The following is a 13,188-nucleotide window of genomic DNA, read 5'->3' as shown; positions in this document are numbered from 1 at the left end:
ACTGCAGCTATGTGATTAGGCAGAGTTTGAGAGGGGTTAGATATGACGTGAAACGACTAATGAAAACCACTATTGCTTTCATCTTGATGCTGATGTTGACAGTTTTACCTGCCTGCACTATGTCCGATTCGGCTAAGGATCTTAACTCGTCGGCGAAAAATGAAGTCGGCAAATCCGGCGAATCTATTACTCTGCGTTTAACATTGTGGGGAGCGCCGAATGAGATAAGCGTGTACAAGAAAGTGATTGCGAACTTTGAAGCGAAGAATCCCAATGTAAAAGTTGAGCTCCAATCCATTCCGACGGATTATGATACAAAGCTAACAACCATGGTTGCGGGTAACGATGAGCCGGACGTCGCAATGATGGAGTCAGGCAGCATCGCACTCCCCCTTGCTGAAGAAGGGAAATTCCTGAATCTGCAAACCTTTTTAGAGAAAGACCCTGATCTAAGTTTAGATAGCCTGGTTCCAAACATCACCTATTCCTCTGAAGTAGGGAATATCATTGGAATTGCTCCGGGGCCCGAATCGTATGCTTTATTTTACAATGAAGATGCTTTCAAAGATGCCGGATTGACTGCACCACCAAGCAAAGTATCCGAAGCGTGGACTTGGGAAGAGTTTGTAGAGGTGGCGAAGCAGCTGACGCTGGACAACAAAGGTCGAAATGCGGCAGATCCGGAATTTGATCCAAAGAACATCAAACAATATGGTGTCAATATCGGAACTTTCTGGGGTGCTTACAGCAATTTTATTTATTCGAATGGCGGGGACTTCATATCTGCTGATGGCAAGACATTCGCACTGAATCAACCAGAAGCTGTAGAGGCACTTCAAAAACTTGCTGACTTGGTCAATGTTCATCATGTTGCCCCATCCCCTGTTCAAGCCAAAAATATTCCTGCAACGAATGTTGCGCTCCAGACGAGAAAAGTAGCCATGGTGGTTGACGGTCAATGGAATAGCAGTTCCCTGGCAGACACGAACACGAACTTTAATGTCGGTGTGTTGCCCGTCATGAAAGAGCCTGTTTCGACCGTCGTTTGTGGTATGTTCTCCATCTTTAAGTCGACCGAACATCCAGAAGAGTCATGGGAGTTAGTAAAAGCGCTAATCGATCCGGAGGGATCCATTGATATGTTGACATACGGAACCTGGATGCCATCTCTCAAGACCTGGTATACCGAAGATGAACTTGTTTCTAAATGGACGGATAACCTGAAATCACGGCCTTCTGGATATAAAGATGCTGTCATCGACGTAATGCTCAACAACAGTCATCAAACCCCAACCGGATATGTGAAAAATTTCAACAAGATTATGGACGTCGTTACTCCGGCTCTGGATAAAGTGTGGCTCGGACAACAAACGGCCCAGGAGGCAATGGATGCAATTGCTGACAAGGCTCAGGCACAGGTCAAAGGACGTCGCGATTTGGAATAACTTGAAGTCTTAAAGGATCGGTATGGAGATGAAGGCGTTTATTTTAACAAAATGTCTTCTTCCTTCCCTCTATTTCGTGGATAGGAGGGTTTTAATGGATACACCTATGAAGATAAACCAAATAGGTACTAACAAGAGTCATCTATCGAAGACCCGAGAACGAAAAGCATTATGGTATGGGATTCTGTTCACGGCTCCAGCCGTGCTCGGGTTTATTCTATTTACAGCTGGTCCGATGATTGCCAGCTTCATCCTTGGCCTAACAGATTACAACGTGTTTAAGGATAATCTAACTTTTGTCGGCTTTGAGCATTTCAACAGGATGTTCTCAGGCCAGGATGAGTATTTCTATAAGTCTCTAGGTGCGACATTCTACTTTGTCATTTTACGCGTCCCTGCAGTCATCCTTATTTCTTTTATGATTGCGTTGTTGCTTAATATGAACATTAAAGCTCGGGCACTATTTCGAACCATTATTTATTTGCCAAGTATCGTACCGGCTGTTGCGTCGGCAATGATTTGGCTTTGGCTGCTCAATCCTGATCTCGGGTTGGTCAATACGGTATTAAAGTGGCTGCATTTGCCGACTAGCAACTGGCTGTTCTCGGAATCGAGCGTTATCCCTTCGGTGGTGCTGACAACGCTATGGGGCATCGGCGGTACGGTCATTATATTCTTGGCCGGCTTGTCTGGTATTCCGAAGTCTTATTACGAAGCAATTGATGTGGACGGCGGCGGATGGTTCCGTAAACTTTGGACAATCACCATTCCCATGGTAACACCTACGATCTTCTTTAATACCGTGATGACCATTATTGGCTCCTTTCAAGTGTTTAACGAAGCATACATCTTGACACAAGGAGGACCAAATAACAAAAGCTTGTTCTACGTGTATTATCTGTGGAGGACTGCGTTTACAAATACGGAGATGGGTTACGCTTCTGCACTAGCCTGGGTGCTCTTTATCATTATTCTCTTCTTTACATTTTTGGTGTTCAAAACTTCAAAATCTTGGGTTTACTATGAGGGGGAAGGGCGCTGATGAAGGATTCTAGGCTAAAGCTGGCAGCAGGTTATGTAGGCCTGATTATCATTTCCATCATGTTTATCGTTCCGTTCGTCTGGCTGATTCGCAGCGCACTGATGGATTTATCGCAGATTTTCGTTATGCCCCCGGAGTGGATTCCGCATCCATTTCGTTGGGATAATTTCACGAGAGCCTTGACGGTTTTACCGTTCGGAACATTTTTTGTTAATACCCTTGTCATCGTCATCTCCACTTTAATCGGGACTGTCGTTACAAGTACGATTGCAGCGTTCGGATTTTCACGCATTCAATGGAAAGGGCGAGATATCGTCTTCGCCATTCTTCTGTCCAGTATGATGCTCCCTTCTGCGGTCACCATGATTCCGAGTTTCCTAGGGTGGAAGTGGCTCGGATTTTACGACACGTTCTATCCGCTGATAGCGCCTTCATTTTTCGGTGGGGGAATGTTTAATATTTTTTTACTGCGTCAGTTTTACATGGGGATTCCGAAAGATTTTGATGAAGCAGCGGTCGTGGACGGCGCAACATACTTTCAGATCTATGCACGCATCATCTTGCCTCTAAGTCGTTCAGCGGTTATTGTGGTGGCATTGTTTACGTTTTTAGCATCTTGGAATGACTTTATGGGACCGTTGATTTATTTAAAAAGCGATAGTCGCTTTACCCTCGCGCTTGGATTACAAATGTTCCAAGGGACATATAGTGCTCAATGGGATTTGCTGATGGCCGCTTCCGCAGCTGTTGTGCTGCCTTGTGTGATCGTTTTTCTTATCGGACAGAGATATTTTCTGGAAGGGATTACGCTAACCGGTCTGAAAGGATAACCGAACGTTTCAGGAAGGGAGAATAGACCAATGACAACTACAAAGCATGTACTAAAACAGTGGCAGAACGTACCATTTACAAGTGTGGAAATACAGGACAATTTTTGGCGACCGCGTCTAGAGGTGATAAAGAAAACAACGGTCCGAACGTGTCTGGATCAATGCGAAGCGACCGGCCGGATATCAAATTTTTCTAAGGCGGCAGGGCTGTTGGAAGGCGAGTACGAAGGGATGTATTACAACGATTCTGACGTCTACAAGGTCATTGAAGGCGCGGCGTATACGCTGATGCTGGAGCGGGATCCCGAGCTTGAATCCGAACTCGATGCGATAATTGACAAAATTCGTGCGGCACAGGAACCAGATGGTTATCTGAGTACGTACTTTACGATGAAGGCGCCGGAACAGAAGTGGACGGATATGGAAAAGCATGAGATGTATAACGGTGGGCACCTCATGGAAGCGGCTGTCGCCTATTATGAAGCGACCGGAAAACGGGTACTGCTCGACGTTGCTTGCCGATTGGCCGACCACTATGACAGCCTGTTTGGGCCAGGGAAACGGCACTGGGCTGAAGGGCATGAGGAAATCGAACTGGCCCTCGTGAAGCTCTATCAAGCGACGAAGCAAGAACGCTACTGGAAGCTAGCGTTGTGGCTGCTTGAAGAGCGTGGAAAAGGCCACGGCAAGGGAGAAATCTGGGACAAACCGGAATGGGGACCAGCATACTGCCAGGACGATGTCCCTGTTCGAGATATTGAGAAGGTGACCGGACATGCGGTCAGGGCAATGTATCTGTTCGCTGGAATGGCAGATGTTGTCCGCGTATCGGGGGATCACGCATATGTTGAAGCCCTTCAGCGAGTTTGGTCACATACAGTGGAACGTAATATGTACGTTACTGGCGGGATCGGACCTTCGGTGCACAATGAAGGGTTTACCCATGACTACGATTTACCAAACGAAAGTGCCTATTGTGAAACATGTGCAGCGATCGCCATGGCGTTCTGGAACCATCGGATGAACTTGTTGTTCGGAGATGCAAAATACGCCGATATTGTTGAGATGGAATTGTATAATGGAGCGTTATCTGGCATCTCTTTGTCGGGCGACCGGTTTTTTTATGTAAATCCACTGGCGTCCAAAGGCGACCATCATCGTGTGGAATGGTTTCATACCTCATGCTGCCCAACCAATCTGGTCCGATTTCTTCCGTCTATCGGCCAATATGTATACACGGGTACCCATGACGGGATCGTAATCAATCAATATATAGGCAGTCGTGCAGATTTGAAGACAGGTACCGGCAAAAAGATTACGGTCAAACAAAAGACGAATTATCCATGGGACGGGAAAATTGAGTTAACTGTTGAACCTGAAGAATCAGAAAGTGATATCTCGATACAACTCCGCTTGCCCGGCTGGTGTAAAGGTTACCGCTTATCTATCGGCGGTGAGCTGGTATTTGCTCTACCCGAGAATGGCTATTTGGAGCTGCGCCGGAATTGGAAATCGGGGGAGGTCATTTTGCTAGAACTGGATATGCCAGTAGAGGTAGTGCGGACCAGAGCAGAGGTCGAAGCCGATCGCGGTCGAATAGCTTTACGACGTGGACCCATCGTTTATTGCATGGAACAACAGGATAATTCCCATTTGTCGTATGACGGATTTGCGATTTCGGCGAGTCGCGGAGTGTACGTCAAGCATTTCCCAGAGCTCTTAGGCGGTTTAACGACGCTAACTGTGAGTGGCGAGCAGCCCAATGAACCGCCTTATACTTTCATACCATATTATGCGTGGGATAACCGGGATCCAGGATTTATGCAAGTTTGGATTGTGGAAGCCGACAATAATCAGCTCTACGACTTTTAAGGTGGAGGGGAAATAGCGTGCTCTAAGATTCTTTTTTCTTATAATACAAAAATAAGAATCTTGGAGCACATATCTTGCAGAGCTAAATCAATGCTAAACTAATCAAAATTACTTTCCAAAAAAGGTAATCACAGACTAGATTGCCGTTTACGCATAATGCCAATCGTCCACAACATCAATGGGAGTCCGATGAGTACAATTGGAATCAAGTAATGAATTCCCAGTTCAAGCTGATTTTGCGCATCGGATAAACTTTCTTGGGGAAGTTTCCATGCAATAAGGTACACCATCGGGGCAATTGCCCAGATGGACAGAGTCCAACGTTTCAAGCCTAACCATTGGGACATCCCATAAGATGCTGCGAATAAATAAAGGCTCAGTTTAATAAACACGCTGAAGAACCAAACAACCGAAGAAAAAATTTCGATGTTTTGTATGAATTCCATAAGTGAGACGAATCGCATCATTTCAAATGTTGGAAACAGCATCTTTGAGGATAACCCGGATCCAAAGATGGATAGAGTCATCAAGGTCAGCATGGAGGAAATGACCGAACCGACCGCAACGCCCAATACGGCGCTTTTTGTTCCTTGACGGGGATTCTCCATGAACTTGGTCACCATGAGCAGGAATACGGTGTCTCCCAGAACCGTCACGGGTGCTAGGCTTCCTCGAAGAAGTGCTTCGACTCCGGAATCTGTGAAAACGGGCAGAATCTGTTCAAATTCGAAATTGTTATAGCTCAGGCAGGCGACCGCAACGATGATCGCCAAAATGAGGGGGCCTAACAATTGGCTACAGCGCCCAATCGATTCGATCCCCCCAGTACTGACCAACATTACCACAATGGCCATCATGAGTAGCATTAGTACGCTTGTAGGCGTTCGATCAAACAAGATCATTTGGAAAAAATCAGAGAAACGGCGAAGAAGTGTGCTTGAAATAAGTATCCACGCTACTAAAAAGGGAACGACCACCACTTTTCCAAGAAAGCGGCCTAGAATCGTCCTACTGAATTCGCCCAGTGTCTGTTCAGGATACAGGAGGGATAAGGCGCGGGATAGGAGAGTGATTCCGCAGGCGATTGCGCCTCCGATCAGGAAAGACATCCAAGCATCTTGCTTTGACGTTTGGATGACCAGTGATTGCGTCGAGAACAATGTCATTGACATGACGGAAAGCGTTATCCAAAACACTTGATTGTTCGAAATTTTGATCGTGTTCATGGTATCGTTTCCTCCTCTCTCAAATGCAACCCAGGACCTGTAAGCCCTATTTGGGTTACCGTAAAGTCAGCTTTCACGTTGAATTCTGCTTCTGCGAAATGGGAGTTCCAATTGTTTTTTACTTTTTTCCATGCAGAGGGGTTTTTTCGGTGCAAAACCTCACCAAACCCGAAAATATCCTCGTGATATATCTTCTGCATTTTGACGATGGTCTCTTTTACTTCCTTGGCAGCTTCCGACTCCAGCGCTTCCTTGACTAATTTAACGTTGGCGGGATTGCGAAGATCCAACTGGCTTTGGTTCTCGTGAATGATGCCTTTGCCGGTCAACTGGACATGAAAGACCAGTTTTCCACTTTTGTTGTCCAGCCCAATTCTACGTCCTATTCGAGACAGATGTAGACTGACTCTATCTTGATTTTGATTAACGTGCGCTGTTAACGTCGTGCTGTTTTGCACGCCAGTAATCCAATTGACATGTATTGCTTCCTTTTGGTTGATGAAACCTTTTAAGCTCAACTTTTTTTTATCGAAAATGGCTATTCCGTTGATCCGAAATGCCTGTTTCTTGGTCACATCTTGATTATCGTTATTGTTCAGGCCCATAGAAATCGCAGGTAAAATCGGACTAATACCGTCACTGCTAGCTGCTCTTAAGAATCTCATTAACGTCGTCTGTTTTATGCCGCTCGTATGCTCCAGTTCCTTCGAAGCGCCAATTGCGGGTATCTTCTCTAAGGGATATGCAGATTGAAGAAGCTCTTTAGCCGTACCACCTTTAACGACGAAAAAATCTGTACGTAACCGGACTTCTGGGTTCCGGGTATGTTCATCCAGCATGTCAGCGATACCTTCCTGCGTGAACTGTTCTCCAATAAAAACTACCCCACGATGACTGGGGAATACTTCCCGGGATAGTCTTCCCTGTAAATCCGCTGCTGCCTCGCTGACATTCTTACCCTTACCCGTAACCACAAAATAGCCTTTGTCGGGAGAACTTCCATTCCCCCCGCTTGGAGCATGTTGACTGGGTATCAGAATTTGACCACTCAGGACAATATCTTCTTTTCCGATCCTGTCAAACCCAGAACCTATCCAGATAGACCGGTTACTAAGCTCCTTCTGATCCCAGCACGCTGTCATGAGTAGTAGAATCATGGTCAGGATAATCCCCAATTTACGATACAAGGTCATCACCTTATTTTTAGAAGTATAGACAGTAGCTATCATGAGATACGCTTGCCGTTACCCCCAGTCGTATTTTTAGGACGACGCTGCATGCTCCATCTCGGTGCGCGAAAGATGAGGTCTTTGGCATAGGCTGAAGTTTCGGGTGAAACGGGACTAAGATAAGGGAGACCAAATGATTGTAGGCACGATAGATGGATTAGGATTATCGACACCCCGATCAAAATACCGTAAATTCCTATGAATCCCGCTAGCAACAACATAGGGAATCGGAGAATTCGCAAAGCGGTACCGAGATTGTAGCGGGGGATTCCAAAGGACGCAATTCCCGTCGTTGCCACAATGATGACCATAGGAGCTGAGATGATGCCCGCTTCTACAGCTGCTTGCCCGATAACTAGGGCACCCACGATACTTACGGCAGAACCGATTGTCTTGGGCAGTCTAACGCCGGCCTCACGAAGTGCTTCGAACATAAATTCCATCAAGAGAGCTTCCACGAGGGTAGGAAAAGGTACGCCTTCTCTTGCAGCTGCAATACTAATTAGAAGGACCGTTGGAATGATTTGCGGATGAAATGTCGTAAGAGCAACGTAAATTGACGGAAGCACCAAGGCGATGAGGAACATAAAGTACCTGACCCACCTTATGAGCGTCGTGAAAATAGATCGCTCATAATAATCTTCCGATGCTTGAAGTCCGGACCAGAATGTCATTGGAACAATAAGCACGAAAGGCGTATTCGCCGTAACGATTGCCACTTTGCCTTCTAATAGTGCAGCACATACCACATCGGGACGTTCAGTGTTCTGAATTTGAGGGAAAGGAGAATATGGCGTGTCTTCGATCATTTCTTCGATATATCCTGATTCAAGAATCCCATCTATTCGAATTTCACTGATGCGTCGAATTACTTCTTGCACGATGGAATCTTTTGCAATGCCATGCAAATAGAGAATTTCGACATTGGTTCCGGTGAACTCGCCGAGTTGGTAGGATTTATTCACTAAATGGTGGGTGCAGAGTCGCCTTCGAATCAAACTCGTATTTACTCGAAGGGATTCGGTAAAGCCATCTCGAGGACCTCGGACGACAGATTCAGTCGCCGGCTCATCAACACTTCGCTGCTGATAGTGTTGGAAATCCGATATCATGGCTTCTGAATCTCCTTCAGCTAGGAGGGCGACGTTTCCCTTCAAAACTCCATCGACGACTTCTCCAGCTGTCGTTGCCGTGCTAATCTTTAAAACTGGAAGTAGTTGTCCAAGCGTCTGTGTGAAAGGGGAATCCTCCTTGTTATTGCCTTGTAAACCTTGATATAGAAATGGTTTGAGAATGATTTGTTCGACTAAATTAGTATCAACTAATCCTTCAACGTAAATGAACAGAAGTATTTGGCCGTCCGTTTTCAGCTTCCGAAATACGACGTCGGACGAATTATGTAGGAGATCCCGTAGTATACCTTCACTTTCTTCAAGATCCGTTGTAAGAACCTTCTCCATCAAATTCATGAACAACCCTCCTGTTCATCTTTAATTTGCCTTTGTAAGGTTCTTTTATTCAAAGAAAGTAAAGATCTCAATTCATTGATAAAGTATTAAAATGTTTCGTATCACAAAATCGTGAATGATTTCATAAAATTCTAATATCCATGAAAAACAATTTATAGCAATAAGGTGTATGAATGAGTTTCTAATAATGAAAAAAAGAGGAGAGATTAGACATTACAGTTTCTTAAGCACTACAATATTTTGAACCAATTCTCAAGGTGATTGGGTGGAGTGGTCCAATGAGTGGGATTTGGGATTGATATGTCTTAGCAATTTGATAACTAAATAAAAAAAGAAAGGATTTTTTATAACCATATAATTGACCCAAAGCATCATCCACTAGCGCTGTGGCAAGAATTCCTATAATAAAGGTAAGGCTTGGGTCACAACGCGAAAAAAGTGATTTTCACCGGTTACAATCCGAGTCGCTCGAGATATGATGCGAAAAAAACAGTTGTCATCCGACAACTGTTTTTTTATTGATTTTATTTTTGCGCAGGCCGTAATACACCAAAATCGCCAGTAAACTGGACACGTGGATTATCAAACCCATTGGAACAGCCGTATATTCCCCAGCGATTCCGACTAGCGGAGACGTGATAGCGCCGAGTAGGAACGGCAGCAGCCCCAGAAGCGCAGATGCACTTCCTGCTACATGACTATGGGATTCCATGGCAAGCGAGAATGAAGCTGTGGATGTAATACCGATCGAAGCGACTAAACAAAACAGCGGGGCTACCAAGGCGAACAGAGGTCCTTGTAGCAAAATGACAGCTAAAGCAGTTAGGCTGGAGCCAACTGATAGAAATAATCCGAATACTAGAAATTGCCGTTCGGAAACGATATGATTCAACCAGCCCACAAGCTGGGAACCGATGATGAGGCTTAATCCATTCAAGCCGAACAAAATAGCGAACATCTGAGGAGATGCCCCGTAAATGTTTTGGTAAATAAATGGTGTCCCGGATACATATGCGAATAACCCTCCTATCAAAATGCCTTGAGACAACGCATAAGCGAGAAACTGACGATCTCCAAGCAATGTTTGAATTCCTTTGAGGAGCTGATTGAAATTGCTGGCTATTCGTCTCTCGGGAGGCAGCGTCTCTTTTAAGCCGACAGTAGCCAGAACGGTTAGCAGGATTCCAATCACACCCAACACAATGAATACGCCAATCCAGGTTGTAAATGAGATAACAGCACTACCCGCTACTGGTGCGATGAGCGGGAATAAATTATTCACCAACATGAGGAGGGAGAAGAAACGGGTTAGTTCGACGCCACTGTACAAATCTCGGACAATCGCTCTGGATATTACGATACCCGCTGAAGCGGCAAATCCTTGAATAAATCGGGCTGTAATAAACCAATAAATGTTTGGTGAGATCGCACAGACGAATGAAGCAACCAAATAAATAATAAGAGATATAATAATCGGCCTGCGCCGTCCGTGAATGTCGCTAAGTGGGCCCATAATAAGTTGTCCCAACCCAAGACCGATGAGACAAGCGGTTAAACTTAGTTGGACTAACGATGCCCTGGTCCCAAAATCCTCTGTAATGGCGGGGAAAGATGGTAAGTACATATCGATCGTTAATGGACCTAATGCCGAGAAAGCACCTAATAGCAGGATTAGCCTCCAACGATTTCTGTAAATTGACTGATGCATGATCGGTTACTCCTATCCTTATTTTATATCTATAAAGTAATGTGAATTGACTTATGAACCAGAGAGAAGAAGACAAGACTATTTATCCTTTGACGTAAGGGTACCCGGTCAACTGCTATATCAGATTCCGGGAGCCCTCTTGTGTCTTATTTCTTCATTATAAAATTACATTCAGAACCAGAGCCAACACGAGTCCCATCAGGGAGAGGATCGTTTCCATCACGGTCCAGGATTTCAGCGTCTGGGCTACCGTCATGTTAAAGAATTCTTTTACCATCCAGAAGCCGGCATCGTTCACGTGAGACAGTACGATGGAGCCTGCCCCGGTAGCGAGCACTACAAGCTTCACGTTGGCACCAGGCGTCATAGCAAGCACAGGAGCGACAATTCCTGCGGCCGTCGTCATGGCTACGGTGGCGGAACCGGTTGCAACCCGAATGAGTGCGGCCACAAGCCACGCGAACAGGATGACATTGATATTTGCACCGGTTGCAATTTCGGCAATGGCATTGCCGACACCACTGTTGATCAGAACCTGCTTGAATGCACCGCCCGCACCAATGATCAGAATGATCGTAGCGATCGGAGCAAGACATTCGCTGGTGAAGCGGGAAAGATCATGTTTATTAAAGCCGCGTGCGAATCCCAGCGAGAAGAAGGAGAAGACTGCAGCTATGAGCAAGGCAATGATTTCATGACCGATAAATTTACAGAACACGGATATAAAGCTGGTGGTTCCGGATCGATAATATCGGCTGCGGAACCGATAAGCATCAGAATGACCGGCAGTAAAATGGTAAACAAAGTGATGCCGAAGCCGGGCAAACCTCGCTCTGCTTTGCTTGAAAACTGTTCGGCAAGCTCTTCGGGTGGTTCGGTTCGGATTCGTTTGCCGATGAATTTGCCGAACACCGGACCGGCCAGTATCGCTGCAGGGATCCCGACCAGGAACGAGTAGAAAATCGTCATGCCAAGGTCCGCATCATAAGCTTCAATGGCAATCATCGGAGCGGGGTGAGGAGGCACCAGCCCGTGGACGGTGGACAATCCAGCCAAAATCGGAATGCCGATGTGCAGCAGGGACATTTTCGTTTTGCGTGCAACCGTAAACACAATAGGAATCAACAGGATGACGCCCACCTCGAAAAATACGGGAATACCGACGATAAAGCCGACAATCATCATGGCCCAGTGGACGCGCTTTTCGCCGAAGCGATCAATGAGGGTGGTCGCGATTTGCTCGGCGCCGCCGGATTCGGCCATCATTTTCCCGAGCATGGTACCAAGGGCGATCACGATGGCAATCGTTCCAAGCGTTCCCCCTAGGCCGCCGGTTATTGAAGTAATAACATCCGCAGGCTGCATGCCCGTCAATAGACCAAGGATCAGAGCGGAGATCAGTAGGGTTCCATTTATATTTGGAAATCAGCACGATCAGGAATACGATCGTCAGCAGAGTCCAGATCATTAAGGTAGCATTATGACTGAGACCGAATAGTGAATTCATATCTTGCTTCCTCCTAAAGATTACACATTTAAAATTGGTAAGTGGTTAATAATCCGGAGCCCAGAAAACATCGAGTAGTAGGATTGCCTTCAACGATCTGCAAATTGACTGTTGCATGATCGGTTATCGAAGTAGTTCAAGAAAACATAAGAAAATCAATCCTCGTGGAGATGAATGAATTGCCTTACCCCTTCAATGACATATTCATGATCTAAGATGCCGGAAGTGCTAGCGACTGTTATTGAACGAACCATACCGACATTTTTTATACACAGAGGAAGTGAACCGCCAAGTACTTGGGATTCTAAAGGGGAGATAAGCCAATTGACTTCGCTGGCGATTTCCTTAGGTGAGAAACGTGCTGCAATGAAGGCAGAGCTCTTGTTGTAATGATCAACGATCATTTTTTTTCTATATAGCCATTGGATATATTCTTTAGAAGTACCATCCATTAGAAAATTGAAAATGGGGACATTGTTTCGTTCGATTAAAATTCCAACAGGAACGTTCTGTGCTTTAGCATGATTAATAATAATCAGTCCCAATTCCAGGGCATTATCATTTGTGAAGTCTGGTAAGATAAGTTCTGTTTCCAACTGTTCAATGTTCATAGTGATCCACTCCCGAAAGGGTTAATATTGTAATACTGATACAAGAAGCGAAAATTTAATTTAAGCATACTGAAAGCACAGGAAATAACCAAAAGTGATTTAAATGTTTCTAATATAGAAACAAGCAAGTATGAATAAAAAGGGAATAGAGTTCCTCCCATTAAAGAACTAGGCTATTCGTCGCTAAGCACAAAACCAAAAAAGCCTCCCTGAAAGGTGAAAGGGGAGGCTCTTTTTTGAGCTGAAAAA

General features: G+C 45.3%; 9 protein-coding genes and 1 pseudogene. 4 read left to right on the top strand and 6 right to left on the bottom strand.

All coding sequences use genetic code 11. The features are described 5' to 3' along the window. Positions 1-47 precede the first annotated feature (47 nt). The 4 genes from J7E85_RS03535 (at position 48) to J7E85_RS03520 (ending at position 5,189) form a co-directional block, all read left to right on the top strand. Complete coding sequence (locus J7E85_RS03535) at positions 48-1,445, top strand: ABC transporter substrate-binding protein (RefSeq protein ID WP_353049456.1); 1,398 nt, start codon at positions 48-50, stop codon at positions 1,443-1,445. 94 nt (positions 1,446-1,539) lie between these two features. After that, positions 1,540-2,487 (top strand): carbohydrate ABC transporter permease, encoded by a 948-nt coding sequence (locus tag J7E85_RS03530; protein WP_251035427.1) that lies wholly within the window; start codon positions 1,540-1,542, stop codon positions 2,485-2,487. Then, complete coding sequence (locus tag J7E85_RS03525; protein ID WP_215155026.1) at positions 2,487-3,317, top strand: carbohydrate ABC transporter permease; 831 nt, start codon at positions 2,487-2,489, stop codon at positions 3,315-3,317. Before J7E85_RS03530 ends, J7E85_RS03525 begins: the two co-directional genes overlap by 1 nt. Positions 3,318-3,347: 30 nt before the next feature. Beyond that, positions 3,348-5,189, top strand: a complete 1,842-nt coding sequence (locus J7E85_RS03520; protein ID WP_215155024.1) for a glycoside hydrolase family 127 protein — start codon at positions 3,348-3,350, stop codon at positions 5,187-5,189. 128 nt (positions 5,190-5,317) lie between these two features. Here the strand turns inward: J7E85_RS03520 and J7E85_RS03515 are convergent, their stop codons facing one another. From J7E85_RS03515 to J7E85_RS03490, 6 genes and pseudogenes are all read right to left on the bottom strand, one after another. After that, positions 5,318-6,415, bottom strand: coding sequence for a GerAB/ArcD/ProY family transporter (locus J7E85_RS03515; protein WP_215155022.1), 1,098 nt, complete (start codon positions 6,413-6,415; stop codon positions 5,318-5,320). After that, the gene (locus J7E85_RS03510; protein WP_215155021.1) at positions 6,412-7,644 is read right to left on the bottom strand and encodes a Ger(x)C family spore germination protein; all 1,233 of its coding nucleotides are present in this window, start codon (positions 7,642-7,644) and stop codon (positions 6,412-6,414) included. Before J7E85_RS03510 ends, J7E85_RS03515 begins: the two co-directional genes overlap by 4 nt. Further along, the gene (locus J7E85_RS03505; protein ID WP_215155019.1) at positions 7,641-9,113 is read right to left on the bottom strand and encodes a spore germination protein; all 1,473 of its coding nucleotides are present in this window, start codon (positions 9,111-9,113) and stop codon (positions 7,641-7,643) included. Before J7E85_RS03505 ends, J7E85_RS03510 begins: the two co-directional genes overlap by 4 nt. A 496-nt stretch (positions 9,114-9,609) precedes the next feature. Beyond that, positions 9,610-10,821, bottom strand: a complete 1,212-nt coding sequence (locus tag J7E85_RS03500) for a multidrug effflux MFS transporter (RefSeq protein ID WP_215155017.1) — start codon at positions 10,819-10,821, stop codon at positions 9,610-9,612. Between the two features lie 157 nt (positions 10,822-10,978). Continuing rightward, positions 10,979-12,328, bottom strand: a pseudogene (locus J7E85_RS03495) (GntP family permease). A gap of 155 nt (positions 12,329-12,483) precedes the next feature. Continuing rightward, positions 12,484-12,939, bottom strand: a complete 456-nt coding sequence (locus J7E85_RS03490; RefSeq protein WP_215155011.1) for a heme-binding protein — start codon at positions 12,937-12,939, stop codon at positions 12,484-12,486. Positions 12,940-13,188 lie beyond the last annotated feature (249 nt).

The organism is Paenibacillus sp. ISL-20 (genome assembly GCF_018613005.1).
Lineage (GTDB): Bacteria > Bacillota > Bacilli > Paenibacillales > Paenibacillaceae > Paenibacillus_AQ.
Note: the sequence above shows the minus strand (reverse complement) of the source record. Positions and strands in the feature narration are given on the sequence as shown.